General features: G+C 48.4%; 17 protein-coding genes. 10 read left to right on the top strand and 7 right to left on the bottom strand.

What is annotated here, in order from left to right; genetic code table 11:
• Window positions 1–1,048 (top strand): 3-dehydroquinate synthase (gene aroB / locus IQ217_RS10790; RefSeq protein WP_194019943.1); only part of this gene is annotated, 1,048 nt, incomplete at its 5' end.
• Here the strand turns inward: aroB and IQ217_RS10785 are convergent.
• On the bottom strand, window positions 1,038–1,307 hold the full coding sequence (locus tag IQ217_RS10785; protein WP_194019942.1) for a hypothetical protein: 270 nt from the start codon (window positions 1,305–1,307) through the stop codon (window positions 1,038–1,040). The two genes, aroB and IQ217_RS10785, sit on opposite strands and share 11 nt — an antisense overlap.
• Here IQ217_RS10785 and IQ217_RS10780 point away from each other — a divergent pair.
• From IQ217_RS10780 to IQ217_RS10765, 4 genes are all read left to right on the top strand, one after another.
• Window positions 1,306–4,491: an efflux RND transporter permease subunit gene (locus IQ217_RS10780; protein WP_194019941.1), complete on the top strand. Its 3,186-nt coding sequence runs from the start codon at window positions 1,306–1,308 to the stop codon at window positions 4,489–4,491. The two genes, IQ217_RS10785 and IQ217_RS10780, sit on opposite strands and share 2 nt — an antisense overlap.
• A 65-nt stretch (window positions 4,492–4,556) precedes the next feature.
• Window positions 4,557–4,784 (top strand): hypothetical protein, encoded by a 228-nt coding sequence (locus tag IQ217_RS10775; protein WP_194019940.1) that lies wholly within the window; start codon window positions 4,557–4,559, stop codon window positions 4,782–4,784.
• A complete protein-coding gene (locus IQ217_RS10770; protein ID WP_194019939.1) occupies window positions 4,771–5,202 on the top strand; it encodes a type II toxin-antitoxin system VapC family toxin in 432 nt (143 codons plus the stop codon). The genes IQ217_RS10775 and IQ217_RS10770 overlap by 14 nt, the downstream gene beginning before the upstream one ends.
• Window positions 5,203–5,311: 109 nt before the next feature.
• The gene (locus IQ217_RS10765) at window positions 5,312–6,781 is read left to right on the top strand and encodes a TldD/PmbA family protein (RefSeq protein ID WP_190599799.1); all 1,470 of its coding nucleotides are present in this window, start codon (window positions 5,312–5,314) and stop codon (window positions 6,779–6,781) included.
• Between the two features lie 39 nt (window positions 6,782–6,820).
• On the opposite strand, the gene prmC is transcribed toward IQ217_RS10765, so the two are convergent.
• Window positions 6,821–7,720 (bottom strand): peptide chain release factor N(5)-glutamine methyltransferase, encoded by a 900-nt coding sequence (gene prmC, locus IQ217_RS10760; protein ID WP_194019938.1) that lies wholly within the window; start codon window positions 7,718–7,720, stop codon window positions 6,821–6,823.
• A gap of 158 nt (window positions 7,721–7,878) precedes the next feature.
• Here prmC and IQ217_RS10755 point away from each other — a divergent pair, with 158 nt between their 5' ends.
• Together IQ217_RS10755 and IQ217_RS10750 are read left to right on the top strand one after the other, a co-directional pair.
• Complete coding sequence (locus IQ217_RS10755) at window positions 7,879–9,072, top strand: hybrid sensor histidine kinase/response regulator (protein WP_194019937.1); 1,194 nt, start codon at window positions 7,879–7,881, stop codon at window positions 9,070–9,072.
• 210 nt (window positions 9,073–9,282) lie between these two features.
• Window positions 9,283–9,480 (top strand): hypothetical protein, encoded by a 198-nt coding sequence (locus tag IQ217_RS10750; protein ID WP_194019936.1) that lies wholly within the window; start codon window positions 9,283–9,285, stop codon window positions 9,478–9,480.
• 141 nt (window positions 9,481–9,621) lie between these two features.
• On the opposite strand, the gene patD is transcribed toward IQ217_RS10750, so the two are convergent.
• Window positions 9,622–10,005: a heterocyst frequency control protein PatD gene (patD, locus tag IQ217_RS10745; protein WP_194019935.1), complete on the bottom strand. Its 384-nt coding sequence runs from the start codon at window positions 10,003–10,005 to the stop codon at window positions 9,622–9,624.
• A gap of 372 nt (window positions 10,006–10,377) precedes the next feature.
• On the opposite strand from patD, the gene IQ217_RS10740 reads away from it, so the two are divergent.
• The gene (locus tag IQ217_RS10740; RefSeq protein WP_194019934.1) at window positions 10,378–12,660 is read left to right on the top strand and encodes a RelA/SpoT family protein; all 2,283 of its coding nucleotides are present in this window, start codon (window positions 10,378–10,380) and stop codon (window positions 12,658–12,660) included.
• A gap of 187 nt (window positions 12,661–12,847) precedes the next feature.
• Here the strand turns inward: IQ217_RS10740 and ahcY are convergent, their stop codons facing one another.
• Window positions 12,848–14,125: an adenosylhomocysteinase gene (gene ahcY / locus IQ217_RS10735; protein WP_194019933.1), complete on the bottom strand. Its 1,278-nt coding sequence runs from the start codon at window positions 14,123–14,125 to the stop codon at window positions 12,848–12,850.
• Between the two features lie 278 nt (window positions 14,126–14,403).
• Here ahcY and vap15 point away from each other — a divergent pair, with 278 nt between their 5' ends.
• Together vap15 and IQ217_RS10725 are read left to right on the top strand one after the other, a co-directional pair.
• Window positions 14,404–14,622, top strand: a complete 219-nt coding sequence (gene vap15 / locus IQ217_RS10730; protein ID WP_190599792.1) for a type II toxin-antitoxin system VapB15 family antitoxin — start codon at window positions 14,404–14,406, stop codon at window positions 14,620–14,622.
• Window positions 14,612–15,043 carry a putative toxin-antitoxin system toxin component, PIN family gene (locus tag IQ217_RS10725; protein WP_194019932.1) on the top strand — a complete coding sequence of 144 codons (432 nt, stop codon included), beginning with the start codon at window positions 14,612–14,614 and terminating at the stop codon, window positions 15,041–15,043. Before vap15 ends, IQ217_RS10725 begins: the two co-directional genes overlap by 11 nt.
• Window positions 15,044–15,073: 30 nt before the next feature.
• Here the strand turns inward: IQ217_RS10725 and IQ217_RS10720 are convergent, their stop codons facing one another.
• From IQ217_RS10720 to IQ217_RS10710, 3 genes are all read right to left on the bottom strand, one after another.
• Complete coding sequence (locus tag IQ217_RS10720) at window positions 15,074–15,958, bottom strand: transglutaminase family protein (protein ID WP_194019931.1); 885 nt, start codon at window positions 15,956–15,958, stop codon at window positions 15,074–15,076.
• A 97-nt stretch (window positions 15,959–16,055) separates the two neighbouring features.
• Window positions 16,056–16,619, bottom strand: coding sequence for a Uma2 family endonuclease (locus tag IQ217_RS10715; protein WP_194019930.1), 564 nt, complete (start codon window positions 16,617–16,619; stop codon window positions 16,056–16,058).
• A gap of 20 nt (window positions 16,620–16,639) precedes the next feature.
• Window positions 16,640–17,836: a glycosyltransferase family 4 protein gene (locus IQ217_RS10710; RefSeq protein ID WP_228024028.1), complete on the bottom strand. Its 1,197-nt coding sequence runs from the start codon at window positions 17,834–17,836 to the stop codon at window positions 16,640–16,642.
• Window positions 17,837–17,874: the final 38 nt, after the last annotated feature.

Here is a 17,874-nt window from a genome sequence, read left to right as displayed (position 1 = left end):
CTATCAAGTACAGATTGTGCCGGGGGGCTTGGCAGAAATTGCGAGCTATTTAGCTCCCCTCGGCTTGGGCCAAAAAATTATGGTGGTGTCTAACCCGGAAATTTATGACCACTACGGCGAAGTTGTCATTCAAGCTTTACAAAAGGCGGGTTATGAGGTTTTTCAGCATTTAATACCCGCTGGGGAAACCCATAAAACCCTGGCCTCCATTAATGAGCTTTACGATGTCGCTTTCCAAGCCAATTTGGAACGCAATTCCACCCTGCTGGCCCTGGGGGGAGGGGTGATTGGTGACATGACCGGCTTTGGGGCGGCCACTTGGCTGCGGGGTATTAATTTTGTCCAGGTGCCCACTTCTTTACTGGCCATGGTGGATGCTGCCATTGGCGGCAAAACGGGGGTGAACCATCCCCAAGGCAAAAATTTAATTGGTGCTTTTTACCAGCCCCGCTTGGTGTACATTGACCCCACTGTGTTAAAAACCCTGCCGGAACGGGAATTTCGGGCGGGCATGGCGGAGGTGATTAAATACGGGGTGATTTGGGACCCAGAATTGTTTACCGCCTTAGAAGAGGCAGACGATTTATCGAGCATCGATCGCCTGGCCCCGGCATTGCTAACCCAAATTATCCAACGCTCCTGCCAAGCAAAAGTGGACGTGGTCAGCCAGGACGAGAAAGAAGCAGGGTTACGGGCCATCCTCAACTATGGTCACACCATTGGCCACGGGGTAGAAAGTTTAACGGGCTACGGGGTGATTAACCATGGGGAGGCGGTGGCCATTGGCATGGAAGCGGCGGCCAAAATTGCCCATTGTCTAGGACTTTGTGACCACGAGTTAGGCGATCGCCAGCGGCAACTATTGCTCAAAACTAAATTACCCACGGAAGTTCCTCCCTCCTTGGCGGTAGAAGATTTGCTGGCGAGTTTACTGCACGACAAAAAAGTCAAAGCCGGTAAGGTGCGCTTCATTCTCCCCACGGCGATCGGGCAGGTGATCATGAGTGATGCGGTTACGGGGGAAGTCATTAAGGCTACTATGCTCTAGTTTTCTTCTGCGATCTAGTGAGTAATACTACTAGTTTTTCCCATTCCCCAGCGGTCCGTTGGGGCAGAATTTTCCCTTGAGGAAGATGGGGATCACCAGAGCGGTTCCACCAATCCCTCCAGCCCAAATTAAGCTTCTGGGCAACGGAAAGATCAACCCAAAGTAGGGTTAGGGCATTGTTAAAGATATGTAACAATATGGCAACGACGGCCGGGTTTAAAGCCAGTCTTCGCCGCTGAACCGCCTTTGTGCCTACCATGTTTGTCGATTTCTTCATTAAACGCCCCGTTTTTGCCAGCGTTTGCGCCATTATCATCCTCTTGGTGGGAATGATCAGCTTGGTCAATCTCCCCGTGGCCCAGTTTCCCGAAATTGCCCCCACAGCCATTCAGGTGACTTCCAACTACAGCGGTGCCAATGCAGAGGTGGTGGAAAGGGCCGTTACCGACATTTTGGAGCGGCAGATTAATGGGGTGGAAGGCATGCGCTACATTAGCTCCACCAGTAGTAACGATGGCACCAGCAGCATCACTGTCACCTTTGACCGCAGTCAGAATAAAGATATTGCCGCCGTTGACGTGCAGAATCGGGTGGCCTTAGCTTCCCCCCAGTTGCCAGAATCGGTCAATCGCACAGGGGTGAGGGTTAACAAAGAATCGAATGCGCTCTTGCTGGGCATTGGCATCACTAGCCCCAATGGTCAGTATGACAACGTCTTTTTAAGCAACTACGCCGACCGCTATTTGGTGGATCCCCTCCGTCGGATCACTGGGGTGGGGAATGTGCGGATTTTCGGGGAACGGCTCTATGCCATGCGTCTTTGGGTAGATCCGATGAAACTGGCGGCCCAACAGTTGACCATGGAGGATCTCAGCCAAGCCCTGAGGGAACAAAACCTCCAGGTGGGAGCTGGGCAAATTGGAGCTGAACCGGCACCGCCCGGGCAAGAATACCAACTGGATTTACGGGCTAGCAGTCAGTTGGCCGATTTGGGGGACTTTGAAAATTTAATTGTCAAATCAGGGCCCAGTGGCTCTGTGATCAGGTTTAAGGACATTGGCCGGGTGGAACTGGGGGCAGAGAATTACAACAGCTTTTTGCGCTTTCGGGGGGAGGAAGCGGTGGGGCTAGGTATTTATCAACTACTAGACAGTAATGCCCTGGAAGTTGCCCACTTGGTTAAAGAGGAAATGGCCCGGCTGGCGGAGAATTTTCCCGAAGGCATTGAGTATAACGTGGCCTTTGACACCACTGAATTTGTCCAGGAGTCCCTGTTTGAGGTGGTAAAAACCCTCTTAATTGCGGTGGTTCTGGTTATTTTGGTCATTCTGGTTTTTCTCCAGGATTGGCGATCGGCTTTAATTCCCGCTTTGACTATTCCCCTGGCGCTCATTGGTACCTTTGGCTTTGTTAAACTATTTGACTTTTCCATCAATAGCTTGACTTTGTTCGGTTTAACTTTGGCCACGGGGATGGTAGTGGACGATGCCATCATTGTGGTGGAGCAGATTAGCCGTTTCATTAAGGTGAAGCACGAAGACCCCAAGCAGGCGGCCCAGGAAGCCATGGGGGAACTAACGGGGGCGGTAATTGCCACTTCCTTGGTGTTGATGGCGGTATTTATTCCGGTGGCATTCTTTCCGGGAACAACGGGGGCTTTATACCAACAATTTGCCCTCACCATTGCCTTTTCCATTCTCCTGTCCACTTTTCTCGCCCTCACCCTCACCCCTTCCCTCTGTGCCCTACTGTTGCGGGAAGGCCAGGAACCTCCAGCGGCGATCGCCTGGTTTTTTAATTGGTTTAACCGGCGGCTGGAGCGGGTACGTCAACTCTATGGCGGTGCCCTGCAGAGGCTAGTCAAGTTTAAGGCCATGGTAGTGGGGGTTTTTGTGCTCCTAATCGGGGCCACGGCCTGGTTGTACTTAACAGTGCCCACCGCCTTTTTACCGGACGAAGACCAGGGCTATTTCATTACCATCATTCAGGCTCCCCAGGGAGTATCTTTGCAGTACACCAGTCGGGTCATGGCCCAGGTGGAAAAGGAGTTATTGGCAGTGCCAGAGATAACGGCAACTTTTGCGGTGGGGGGATTTAGCTTTAGTGGTAATAGCCCTAACCAGGGCATCATTTTCTCCCGCCTCAAACCCTGGGGTGAGCGCCCCGCTCCCAATCAATCGGTGCAAGCCATCATCGGTCAAATGTTTGGTAAATTTTCCCAGATTCCTGAAGCCAACATTTTTCCCCTTAATCCGCCTCCCATCCGGGGACTAGGACAGTTTGGCGGCTTTGACTTCCAACTACAGGATCTGCGGGTTAACAGTGAATTGGACACCATGGTGGCCACCATGGGACAAATTTTGGGGGCCGCGAACCAAAGCCCAGATTTACAAAGGGTGTTCAGCACCTTCCAAGCCAATAGTCCCCAATTGATTGTGAATGTGGACCGCAACCGAGCCAAGAGCTTAGGGGTTCCCGTGGATCAAATTTTCCAGACCATGGAAACGGCCTTGGGCTCTAGCTATGTGAACGATTTTGTCTTGCAGGGCCGCACCTATCGGGTTTACCTCCAGGCTGACGAACAGTTCCGCAGTAGCCCAGAGGATATTAACCGGCTGTATGTGCGTAGTGAATCCGGCACTATGATCCCCATGGCCAATCTGGTCAAGGTTACCCAGGGGGTGGGGGCACCGATCATCACCCATTACAACCTATTCCGTTCCATTGCCATTACCGGGTCAGCCAACCAGGGGGTGAGTACGGGGCAGGCCATGAATGCCATGGCGGCGATCGCCCGTCAAGTGATGCCACCGGGGTTTGATTTCCAGTGGTCGGGGATTTCCTTGGAGGAAGTTACTTCCCAGGGGCAGGCACCAATCATTTTCGGTTTGGGTTTATTGTTTGTTTTCCTGGTATTGGCCGCCCAGTACGAAAATTACGTTGATCCGGTAATCATCCTACTTAGTGTACCCCTAGCTATTTTGGGGGCGTTGATGGCGCAAAGCTTGCGGGGCTTTCCCAATGATGTCTACTGTCAAATTGGCTTGGTGATGCTCATTGGTCTGTCGAGTAAAAACGCCATTCTAATCGTGGAATTTGCCAACCAACTCAGGGCACAGGGTTATCCCATTGTCAAAGCGGCCCTAGAGGCGGCCCAGGATCGTCTCCGTCCCATTCTTATGACCGGTTTTTCCACCCTGTTTGGTATTTTTCCCCTGGCGATCGCCACTGGAGCAGGGGCCGGTAGTCGGCAAGCGTTGGGCACAGCGGTGTTTGGCGGCATGTTGGTGGCCACCTTCCTGAGCTTGTTTGTGGTGCCGGTTTTATACATTGTGGTCAAAACCATCAGTGGGCAACTTTTGGCCCCTAAATCCTCCCCATCAGAATCTCTCCCCGAAGCCCAGCCCCAGAGCCCGACCCCAGCGCCCCACCAGAATGGCTAAAATGTGTGAAAAGAGAACAAACCTGGTTTTATTGCCACAGCTAGCTTTTTAGTCAAAATTAGCCAATGAATCTCGACACCATTCAACAGGATCTGGCAGAGCTTTCTCCTGAGGCTCAGGAAATTGTTTTTGATTTAATCGAAAGCCTCAAGGAAAATCATGTTGCAAACACACCATTTTCTTCAACAGACTGGTCAGATTTTATTGGTTGCATAGATGCAGAACCCGATCTTTCTAGAAAATATAAAACTTATTTGAACTGTGAATTAGAAAAAAAACATGATCATTGTTGATACTGGCTTTTGGCTTGCCTTAGCTAATAAAAATGATGAGGTTCATATCCCGGCAGTGAATGTGTTTTACTCTTTACAAGAAGAGCAATTTATAACGACTTGGTGTGTTGTTACTGAAACTTGCTATCTACTACAAAATCGGGTTGGAATTAATGCACCGCAGGCATTTATTAGAAAAATTGGCACAGGAAAACTCAATATATTTGACATCAAACCCAGTCATTGCCCCCGCATTGAGCAACTTATGACAAAATATCGTGACTTGCCAATGGATCTTGCCGATGCATCTCTGGTGATCTTGGCAGAAAGCCTTGGTCATGGTCGTATTCTTTCCATTGATTATCGAGATTTTAGTATCTATCGCTGGAAAAATACCAAGCCATTTCAAAACTTATTTATTTTTCCAAAATCCGAATAAGTACCTAGGATTATCAGTCCATAAAAATTTATAAAGAAGATGTAAAAGCCCAGGTTAAATTGGTTAGAATACATTAAGAAATATTTCACTCATTCCTGAAAAAATCACTATGGCCCCCACCCTGCTCCTCTCCCAGGATTTACCCAGCCTCAACTACACCACCCCTGGCGATCGCCTCGATGGTAGATGGCAGGAATCGTTATCCACCCTATTGGGTTTGGGGAGGGCCGCCGGAGCAGACTTTGTGGAATTTTTCCTCGAAAAAGTCAATTACGTCAGTTGCTTAGCCGAAGATGACGCCATCACCAGCCTCACCCCCAGACTCTCCAGCGGTTGTGGCGTCCGGGTTTATAAAGGCAAGGGCGACTGTTACGTCAGCACCAATGACCTTTCCTTTAATGGGCTCCGCACCGCCCTGGAAAAAGGCCTATCCATCTTGGGTTTGACACTACCAGCGGGCCAATCCTTTGTGCCTGAACTGAATCTGGAAATGTTACGGGACTATGCCGGAGCGAAGGAAAAAGACCAATGGCTACATCGTTGTAGCCCCATGCAGGAGATGAGCGATATTTTGCTGGGGGCCAACCAAAAATTAGACCGCTATGCCAGCCATGCCCAATCCCGGCGGGCCGCCTATTTTCGTGATTGGCAAGAGGTTTTGGTGGCGGCTAGTGACGGTACCTTTGCCCGGGATATCCGCCTCACCCAATCCGTGGGATTTTCCCTCTTTTGTGCCGATGGTGAACACCGCACTTCCATGAGTAAGCGTTCCGGGGACACCAGTAACCCCGACTATTTACGCACTTGGGATGCGGAAACTGCGGCCCAGGAAGTGGCCGAATCTGCCGGAAAAATGCTCTACGCCGATTACGTGGAATCAGGCAACTATCCCATCATTATGGCCAACCAGTTCGGGGGGGTAATTTTCCACGAAGCCTGTGGTCACCTGTTGGAAACCACCCAAATTGAGCACAAAACCACTCCTTTCCTGGATAAAAAAGGGGAAAAAATTGCCCATGAAAATCTTACTGCCTGGGATGAAGGGCTGACCGATAAGGCCTTTGGCACCATTGATATGGACGATGAAGGCATGCCCACCCAGCGCACTCTGTTGATCGAAAACGGCATTTTGAAAAACTTCATTGCCGATCGCACCGGTTCCATCCGCACCGGCCATCCCCGCACCGGCAGTGGTCGTCGGCAAAGCTATGCCTATGCAGCCGCTTCCCGCATGCGTAACACCTACATTGCCCCGGGTAATTATTCGGTGGATGACATTTTTAATTCCGTCGAAAAGGGTATTTACTGCAAGCAAATGGGCGGCGGTAGCGTCGGAGCCACGGGGGAATTTAACTTTGCGGTTTCCGAAGCTTACTTGGTAGAAAACGGTAAGTTGACTAAACCCCTCAAAGGCGCAACGTTAATTGGCACAGCCACGGAAATTATGAATAAAATTTCCATGTCCTCCCAGGATTTAGGTTTGGCGGCGGGGTTTTGTGGCTCTGTGAGCGGCAGTGTTTATGTCACCGTGGGCCAGCCCCACATTAAGGTTGATGGCATTACGGTGGGTGGACGTTAGGTTTTTCCCAATTGCCCAAAACTTCTAAAACTCCCCAGTTCAGCCTAGGGTACGGGCGGAAACAAAGCGTTCAATGCCGGCTAGATCCCGATGAATGTGGATATCTTGATAGGTTCCATTCTTCCTCAACAGTTCAGCAACGATGGGGGCCTGGCCGGCCATAATTTCCACTAACCAAAAACCACCGGGCTTTAAATAGGCTGGCGATCGCCGAATTAATTGTTCCACTGCCTGCAAGCCATCGGCCCCGCCATCTAAAGCTAAAAGGGGTTCATGGTTAATCACTTCCGGCTGTAACTGGGGCAATTCCGCCTGGGGAATGTAGGGAGGATTGGACACCATGCCCTGCACCTGGCCCCGTAGATGGCCGAGGGGTTCCCACCAATGGCCTTGATGGAATTGAATCCGATCGCCAAGCTGATGGCGTTGGGCATTTTCCCTGGCGATCGCCAACGCGGGGGCACTGCAATCTACCCCATGGACTAGGGCGTGGGGAAAGAGGGAAGCTAAGCCCAGGGCCAGGGCCCCACTGCCGGTGCCTAAATCTACCCAATGGCCGGAGGGGTCCCTTAATCCCCACTGGTCACTTTGGTTTTGTACTATATCAATAATTAACTCCGTCTCTGGGCGGGGAATCAATACATCACTGGTAACTTTGAGGTCAAAATTGCGCCATTGGGTGTGCCCCAACAGATATTGCACCGGGTATTTCTCCTCTACCCTTTTCTGCCAGCCCTGTTGAACATTGTCCCAAGGTTCCCTGAGGCTAATTTGCCTGCGACTAAAATCTTGCAACCGTAAGGTTAAGCGGTCTAAGTCCGTCCACCCCTGCAAAAGCCAATCCAGTTCCCCCACTTCAATGCCATGGGCGATCGCCATTTGTCGGGCTGTGGCATACCATCGGGCAAATTCTTCACCGGCGACAAAGCCCTTAATCATCGTGTTTATAATCAACTGTCAAATACATGGCAAAACCCCACCGTTAATTGGGGAGACTACCCAGGAATTATTTTCGCTCCCAGAAGGATACGAGTAAAATACGGATGAGGTTGTCCCCTGGAACCCCAAGCAAATGGTTATTCCTCCCCAAATTTCCCATGTCCGTTATTAGTCCCTCTCTACGCATTCTACTCATTGAAGACAACCTAGCTGAAGCCCGCCTACTACAAGAAATTCTTAAGGGTTCCCCTACGGAAAACTTCGAGTTTAAGCATGTGCAAAGGTTGGGGGACGCCTTGGCAATTTTAGACCAGGGGCAAAAGTTCGACATCATTCTGCTGGATTTGACCCTACCGGACAGCCAAGGGTTGGATTCTCTGCCCAAACTCCAACAGCATCACCAGCAATTACCAGTTATTGTCCTCACCCACCACCAGGACGAAGCTTTAGCCCTAGAAGCGGTGCGGCAGGGGGCCCAGGACTATTTGGTCAAAAGGGATGTTAGCCTTGACGTGCTTCTGCGTTCTGTCCACTATGCCATCCAACGTCATTGCCTAGCCCGGGAATTAGCAGTGGAAAACCAGACCCTCAATGCTAATCTCAAGCGTCAGGAAAGGGAATTGTCTGAGGCGAAGGCAGCCAATAAGCTCAAGTCGGAGTTTGTCTCCATGCTTTCCCATGATTTCCGTAATCCCCTCAATACAATTCTGTTATCAGCGGGGCTCTTGGAAGAAAGCGGCGATCGCCTGAGTAAAGGGCAACAACATAATTATTTCAACATGATCCGCACAGCAATTAAAGATTTAGATGAATTGTTGTCGGAGGTTTTACTGCTGGGAAAAACGGAAAATGGCCAGCTCAGTTGTCAATTTGAAGCCCTCGATTTACTCTACTTTTGCCAGGACTTAATGCGTTTGGTGAACAGTGCCCAGCGACAACCCAGGCCAATTCATTTCCACACCGAAGGTAATTTGCAGCAGGGGGTATGGGATGCCCATTTATTAAGGCACATTATTTGTAATCTCCTCAGCAATGCTATTAAATATTCCCCTGCTCCCACACCAATTTTGTTTGACGTCATTGCCAAAGATAAAACGATGATCTTTCGGGTCACCGACCAGGGCATTGGCATTCCTCCCCAGGCCATGGCGGAATTATTTAATCCCTTTTTCCGGGCGGACAATGTGGAGGGGGTAACGGGAACCGGGCTAGGGCTGGCGATCGTGCAACGCTGCGCCAATATCCATGGCGGGGAAGTGGAAGTGGAAAGCCAAGAAGGGGGAGGGTCTTGTTTTACGGTGCGTTTACCAATTCTCGAAATTGCCGACAATGGCGATCGTGTCAGCTCCTGAAAAACGGGGGAAATTTTATCCAACGGTGGCTGAATTGGATGGGGCAAAGGATGGACAGAAGGGGACTGAGGTAGAGAAAATTCTATTTTTTTCCATGTTGAGGAGGGAAGTGGAAACGCTGAAACCCTTGATTCTACAGATTTTTTGGGACTGACATGCCCTGGAGATTTCCCTATGCTGTAGTTATTGAAAGCAAAGGAACACCACACCATGTTTGCCTCCACCAACTACACCTCCACCGCCATCCGCAACTACACCATCGCTGCTGTGACCGTTTTAACCCTAAGCATGGCCATCGGTGAACTATTTAATAATCCCAATCGCATTGCCACCCAAAACACCATTGACAATTACAGTTCTTACATTGGTGCTGGTTTGGTCAGCTATGCCCAGTCTTCCCTCAAATAAACTAAAGTTTCCAGTCTTTTATCCCCCTTGCTCCATAGTCTGCCACGCGTATCAGTTGCCAAATCCATCGGTTAACCATAACTAAAAAGCAAAAAATATTTAATCAGAAAAGCAAGTTTGCAGAAGGAAATAATTAACTGATTAATCAACACCATCAATCAACTGTTGTATTGCCCTACTAAAATCCATTAACTGTTGATAGTGCCCCAATAAACGCTGTTGGTAATGGTGCCGCCGATCTGGGGAACGGGCCGATCGCCAAAAAAGTAATTCCGTGGAGAGTAAGCGTAGGGTTCTTCGCAATTCCGTTTGCAACGACGGCCATTGTTGTGCCCCCTGGGTCGGCAGTTCTTCCGCTCTGACGCTGAGCAAATGATGCCCAAGGAAATCCTCTAGTCCGCTAACTTGCCTGGCCACCGTTGCTCCCTCGGCTTCAGGATCGGCCATGGTCAACTGGCATCGCTCCAGCAATTGTTGTAATTCTCTAAGGCGATCGGGTAAATCAGATGGTAGCGTAGACGACATTGCTCCGGGGGATTTGGCAGGGGTTGGGCGGATCAAGGTTAAAATAATGTTAAGGCTTGCTGATATTAATTCAGATTTGTCGGGACTGTATGGTCAAACTCCCTGGGATATGTTCTGGGGAGAGTACGGCTTTTACATCTCCATAGCAAAAGGAGCAAAAAATCATTAATAACCATTAACATTAATTAACACTAATCCCTAAATCCTGCACCGATATAGGAATGTCTGTTAAAAGATAAATACGGGATTTTGACAAGCTAATGGCTGATATTATATCTTTCCCCATTAACTGGCAATTATCGGCTCTTTTGGTCGTTTTTTTCTGTTTTATACCTAGTTAGTGCAAGCTACCTTAACATCCTCCCCAAAACTATGAATGCCGTCGCCGCTCTGCCCACCCCCACCATTCACACCACCTGTCCCCAAGATATTCACGATATCGAATTGCCCCAGTGGTTAGAAGATTGTTTACAGCAGTGGCAAACAGAGGTGGAACAAGGCCAGGACGAAGCAACAGCGCCCCATTGCTTAATCTGTCGAGCTTTCTGTTTTGCTTACGATCTCCATGCCCAACAGCGGCGTAAATCTGGGGAACCCTACATTGCCCATCCAGTGGCGGTGGCGGGGCTACTGCGGGACCTGGGGGGGGATGAAGCGATGATTGCGGCGGGATTTTTGCACGATGTGGTGGAAGATACGGACATTAGCATTGAACAAATTGAGGCTTTGTTTGGGGAAGAAACGGCCAGTTTGGTGGAGGGGGTAACTAAACTTTCTAAATTTAATTTTTCTAGTACAACGGAACATCAGGCAGAAAATTTTCGGCGCATGTTTTTGGCCATGGCCAAGGATATTCGGGTGATTGTGGTCAAATTAGCCGATCGCCTGCACAATATGCGGACTTTAGATGCGTTAAATCCCGAAAAACAACGGCGCATTGCCAGGGAAACCAAGGATATTTTTGCGCCTTTAGCTAACCGTTTGGGGATTTGGCGCTTTAAGTGGGAATTGGAAGATCTTTCCTTCAAATACCTAGAACCCGATTCCTACCGCAAAATTCAGTCCCTGGTGGTGGAAAAAAGAGGCGATCGGGAATCCCGGCTGGAAACCGTTAAGGATATGTTGCGCTTCCGCCTGCGGGATGAGGGCATTGAACATTTTGAACTCCAGGGCCGGCCCAAACATCTCTATGGCATTTATTACAAAATGACCAGCCAGGATAAGGCCTTCGAAGAAATTTATGACATTGCCGCCCTACGGATCATTGTGGAAAGCAAGGGGGAATGTTACCGGGCCTTGTCGGTGGTACATGACGTCTTTAAACCCATTCCAGGGCGCTTTAAGGATTACATCGGTTTGCCCAAACCCAACCGTTACCAATCTCTCCACACCACGGTTTTGGGACTGACCAGTCGGCCCCTGGAAATCCAAATCCGCACCGAAGAAATGCACCATGTGGCAGAGTACGGGATTGCCGCCCACTGGAAATATAAGGAGAGTGGTGGCTCGGAAAACACAGCCCTCACTTCCACTGACGAAAAGTTTACTTGGTTGCGGCAACTGCTGGACTGGCAAAGCGATCTCAAGGATGCCCAGGAATATGTGGAAAACCTTAAACAGAATCTCTTTGACGATGACGTTTATGTATTCACCCCCAAGGGAGAAGTAATTTCCCTGGCTCGGGGGGCCACGCCGGTGGATTTTGCCTATCGTATCCACACAGAAGTGGGGCACCACATGAAAGGGGCTCGGGTTAATGGCCAATGGTTGGGGGTAGATACCAGGCTGAAAAATGGCGATATTGTGGAAATTGTCACCCAAAAGAATTCCCATCCCAGTTTAGATTGGCTCAATTTTGTCGTTACCCCCAGTGCCCGCCACCGCATTCGCCAATGGTTTAAGCGTTCCCGCCGGGATGAGAATATTCTGCGGGGCCGGGAATTATTGGAAAAAGAATTGGGCAAAACTGGTTTGGAAGCTCTACTGAAATCGGAGCCGATGCAAAAAACAGCCGAGCGCTGTAATTACCAAAATGTGGAAGATTTGTTGGCGGGTTTGGGCTACGGGGAAATTACTTCCAATGCCGTTGTCAACCGTCTGCGGGAAAATAACGTTAACAACGTTAAAAATAGCCAATCCAACCAGGAAGTTACCCTCGCCAGTTCACCCCAAGTTCATCCCACTGCGCCCCCGGCCACAGGTAAAGATAATTCTCCGATCGCCGGCATTGAGGGCCTGCTTTATCACATTGCTGGCTGCTGCCATCCTTTACCGGGGGAACCCATTATGGGGGTCGTCACTAGGGGGGCCCGGGGTATTTCTATCCATCGCCAGGGTTGCCATAATCTCGAACAAATGGACGGCGATCGCCTGATTCCGGTGCGGTGGAATCCCAACAATAATAATCACCAAACCTATCCGGTGGACATTGTCATCGAAGCCATTGACCGAGTGGGGGTGCTGAAGGATATCCTTTCCCGCCTCAGTGATAATCACATTAACGTCCGCAACGCCGATGTTAAAACCCATTTAGGGCGGCCCGCTATCATCAGTCTCAAAATTGACATTCGGGACTACCAACAACTGTTGGGCATCATGGCCAAAATTAAAAATATGAGTGATGTTATGGATCTACGTCGGGTAATCTCCGGTTAGTTTGGCTATCTGGTCGATCCCCATCCCCCGCTAGAGGATATCCACAAATGCTGACATTAAACGGTTAGCAAGGTAGGGGGCAGAAGTGAGGGGAAGCGCTCCTATGGCCTGGCTAGAAACAAAAAAAATCTCCTGCAATTAGGAGATTTAGAAAGTTTTGAGTCAGAAAACTTAATTTGTCATCAGTTTAGGTACCGGAAGCCCAGGAATTGATGTATTCCACCTGTTCGGGGGTTAAGCTGTCAATGGCAATGCCCATGGCTTGGAGTTTCAAACGGGCAATTTCTTGGTCCACTTCCACCGGAATGGAGTGCATACCGGGCTCTAATTGACCCTTATTTTTGACCAAATGCTCACAAGCTAGGGCTTGGTTAGCAAAGCTCATATCCATCACCGCACTGGGGTGCCCTTCAGCAGCGGCCAGGTTAACCAAACGGCCTTCGCCAATCACAATAATGGATTTGCCATTGGGGAGAATATATTGCTCCGTGAAGTTGCGTACTTCCTTAACTTCCTTAGCTTGTTCCTTGAGGGATTTGAGGTCAATTTCAATGTCAAAGTGACCGGAGTTACAAACGATCGCCCCATCCTTCATGACAGCAAAATGCTCAGGACGAATGACGTGTTTGTTGCCAGTGACGGTGATGAAAATATCTCCCTGTTGGGCCGCTTCGGCCATGGGCATGACTCGGAAACCATCCATGGCAGCTTCGATCGCCGGTACGGGGCTAATTTCGGTGACAATTACGTCAGCCCCCATACCTTTGGCCCGCATGGCGACCCCTTTACCACACCAGCCATAGCCAGCCACCACAATGGTTTTACCGGCTAGGAGAATATTGGTGGCTCGGATGATGCCGTCCAGGGTGGATTGGCCGGTGCCGTAGCGGTTGTCGTAGAAATGTTTAGTGTCTGCATCGTTGACGTTCATGGCGGGGAAGGTAAGTACCCCATCGTTGAACATGGCCCGCAGGCGCACAATACCCGTGGTAGTTTCTTCGGTGGTACCAATGATGTCGCTCAGTTGGTGTTGCCGTTCCTGTACCAAGGTGGCTACCACATCGCTACCGTCGTCAATGATGATGTTGGGGCGGTGATCCAGGGCAATTTGCACATGGCGGTGATAGGTTTCGTTATCTTCCCCTTTAATGGCGTAAACGGGAATGCCGTAGTCGGCGACCAAACAGGCAGCCACGTCATCTTGGGTGGACAGAGGGTTACTGGCAATGAGCAGGGAGTCAGCCCCGCCGGCATGCAAGGCGATCGCCAAGTTAGCAGTTTCGGTGGTAACGTGACAGCAGGCCACCAAACGGATACCAGCGAAGGGTTTTTCCTGGGCAAAACGTTCCCGAATTTGCTTTAGAACGGGCATTTCCCGGGCCGCCCATTCGATGCGCTGACGACCTTGGGGAGCGAGGCTAATATCTTTAATATCGTATTTCTGTTTAACGGGCGTTGCTACCATACGGAGTAATTCCTAAGAACTTTGCTTGAATGTGATATAACTTAACATTTTATCGGTCTGGAATGGCGATCGTCCCTTTGGCCATTGACAGACTGTTAGCGTCGATTTGCAAAGTTCTGATCTGTCCCTAAATTTAACGACTAAAGCTCCGGCAAATGGGAAAAATTTAAATTTATCCCCCCAGAATTAGGGCCAGGGGGCTTTTTAAGCAGATTCTTGGGGAACTATTGGAAATGCAATAATGGGAGTTATAATTCCCCTCTCGGAGAAAAGTAAAAATGAACTCATTGCCGCCACTAGACTTCCCTGAGCTGAAAAATATTATTGCCCAATGTAATCTTGAAGAAAAACTAGAATTACTAGAACTTTTAGAGAAGGATACTTTTGCCACCAGATTCAACAAATTTCTCAATTCCGTCAAAACCGATGAATTAACTCTAGAAGACATTACCCGAGAAGTTGAAGCAGTCCGGCAAGCTAACTACCATGAACAATGAAGCTATCCGGGCTGTGATTGATACGAATATCTGGATTAGCTTTCTGATTGGCAAAACTCTTCAAGGTTTGAATCAAGCTATTATTGATAACCGAGTGGTGATTTTATTCAGTGAAGATTTGTTTGTTGAGCTGATGGATGTATTATATCGCCCTAAGTTTAAGAAATACTTTTCCGAAACAGCAATCCAAAATTTAGTCGCACTGTTAAACAAAAAAGTTGAATTGGTTAAGATAAATTTTCACTTTGACAGTTGTCGAGACAAGAAGGATAATTTTTTGCTAGATTTGGCAGTCTCAGGCAATGCAAATTATTTAGTGACGGGAGATAGTGATTTGCTAGCATTAAACCCATTTCAAACTGTAAAAATTGTCTCCTATCAACATTTTCAGACTGCTATTCTCGCCATGATAGATAATTAGTAATTATTGATCGGCGGGTTAATATTTAAATTAAGCATCATTCACAGCAGTAATTTTTACTGCCGTTTCTAGTTCTGACTGCACCGCCAAACCCGTTTCCAGAAAAGTTTTCACTGGAGCCACTTCTCCCCCCACCGGACTGCAATAGGCGGGAATGGCACTGGCCACCAAAGCAATATGGCGATCGCCAACGGCCAAACCATGGGTGGGGTCATAGCCCCGCCAACCGGCCCCCGGCAAATACACCTCGGCCCAAGCATGGAGTTCCCATTGATTAACTTCCGGGTCTCCCACTTCGTAACCACTGACAAATCGGGCGGCCAAACCCATGGCCCGACAGACTTCCATAAATAGGACTGTTAGATCCCGACAGGAACCTTCCTTACCCCGCCAGGTAACCCCCGCTTCCCAGGGTTCCCCCGTGGCCCGCACCGTATAGGTACAATGTTCATATAACTTTTGGGTCAAATTTTGCAAAAAAGTAATTGGTTGCCGCTGACAGTCATGGGCAATGTCCTGAGCTAGTTCCACCGCCACCGGATCGAGGCGACCCTCATAAGGCACCAGGTAACCCCGCAATTGTTGCGCCAGGGATTGGGGATAGTCAAACGGTAACTTTAAAGCCCAGGGTTCCACCAAAAAGTTAAAGGGATTTTTCATGGTGGTTTCCACAACGGATTCCACGGCGATCGCCAGCTTTTCGGTGGGATCCGTGAACCAAATCTTCTCCTCAGCGTTGCCATCCAGGGTCGTAATTGCCGCTGATTCGGAGGGGAGGGGATCAATGATCAGTTTGTAAGACAGTAAATTTTGCCAACCATTACTGCGGGGTCTGAGGCGTAAACGGTGGGGACGTAAATAAACGGGCTGATTAAAGCGATATTCAGTGTGATGTTCGATGTGATAGGTTGCCATAAAATTGAAGAGTCTAGAGTCGATTATGGAAGGATATGCTGGAAAAATCTTAAGAATTAATAGATATTTTTGAATTTTTAAAGCTATAGTAATAACTTTATTCCAAGAGCCAATTAAAAACTAAACCAAGGCTGATTTGCAAAGTAGAAGCAAAGGTTGGCACTGGTATAATTTGCTCCGTTTGGGCAAAAATATTCGTCTGTGCTCCTGGAGTATAGGTAAAAATAATCTGCTCGTCAGGATCAATTAACCAGCCCATTTGGGTACCATGATTGAGACAATGGAGAATATTTCTAATTACCCTAGTTTGACTTTGATCCGGAGAAAGAATTTCAATCGCCCAATTGGGAGCAAGGAGAAAAGAGTTAGCAATTTCACCGTTAGCTTCCCTGGGAATGTTAGACCAAGTAAAAATAGACAGATCTGGGACGATGGAGCGACCACCAAAAGTACAACGTAATTCGGGAAATGCCCTAGCAATCTTTTGAACTTTCAAAGATGCATTAATGACTGAAACTAATTCGCCTTGAATGACACTATGTTTTCCTTGGGGCATGGGTTTCTGAATAACTTGTCCTTCCAGATATTCTTTTGCAGGCTTAGTTTCTGGTAAATTGAGAAAATCTTCTAAGCTTATTGAAGGGGGCGCAATTTGTAGCATAGTTATCCTGTCGTCATAGGTTAATGAGTTAAAGACTGATAAACTTCTAGGGTTTTGCGGGCAGTGTGTTCCCAGGAAAAATCCTTAGACCTAGTTAAGCTTTTTTGTTTTAATTGCCTCTGCCAATCCGGGTTGGCAACTATTTTTTCTAATGCTAACGCTAAAGCCTGGGGATCTTGGGGATCCACTAATACGCCACTGTCCCCCACCACTTCCGGTAGGGATCCAGCGTTAGCGGTAATTATCGGCAAACCAAAGTTCATGGCCTCCACTACGGGCAAACCAAAACCTTCGTAAAAAGAAGGATAGACAAAAGCGGTGGCTCTTTGATAAAACAGGGCTAGCCATTGGTTAGGAATATATGCCAAACGATGAATCTGATCTGTATAGGGAGAATTGGCGATCGCCGTTAGGATGGGTTCATACTTCCAGCCCAGTTGACCGATGAGCACTAACTGATGGGGAGCCTTGGTGGCTTGTTTGAATAAATTAAAGGCTTCGATCAGGCCAACCACATTTTTACGGGGCTCCAGAGTACTAACAAAAAGAAAATAGGGCACCGCAAAATTGTAGGGAATGGCGGCTGAAAATGGATCGTTTGCCGAATCACTTTCTGGAGAGGTTGGCTCTGTTGATAATGGTGGACTTTGGTAACGGCTAGCCTGGGGGGTAACAAAAATTCTTTCCGGGGGAAATTGATAATAATGGCTAATTTCTTTTTTTGTACTTTCCGCAAAAGTTAAAATTCCCTGGGCAAAGGGCAAACAACGTAAAATTCTTTGGTGGTAGCGTTGGACAATGGGGGGAACAAATTCTGGAAATTTGAGGAAGGTTAAGTCGTGAATTGTTAACAGGTTTATACTTTGTTGGCTAGGAAAAATGTAGTGATCGGTGCCATGGATAAGATCGGGTTCATTTAAGCGTTTTTCTAACAAATTTATAATGGGATTGGCAAAACCAACCAGGCTATCGCTCAAGGTAACCGGCAAGGGTAAGCAAGTACAATTAGCAAATTCAGATAGATTGTTATTCTTTTGCCACTTTCCCCTTAACCAATCTTTAAACCCTGGTTGATAATAAATTTGGAGGGAAAATTGCCCTTGAAATTGTTGGCTATGCTGTAGTTTATTAAGGGCCCGCAGAAGGCTGAGATTATAAAAACCAATGCCACTCAATTGGCCCCTTATGGCTGTAGCATCCACATAAACTTTTAGCATCACCAATTAACTTTGCTCACTGTTGATAAATAATCTCT

Source organism: Synechocystis salina LEGE 00031, from assembly GCF_015207985.1.
Lineage (GTDB): Bacteria > Cyanobacteriota > Cyanobacteriia > Cyanobacteriales > Microcystaceae > Synechocystis > Synechocystis salina.
This window is presented reverse-complemented; position numbering and strand designations above follow the sequence as displayed.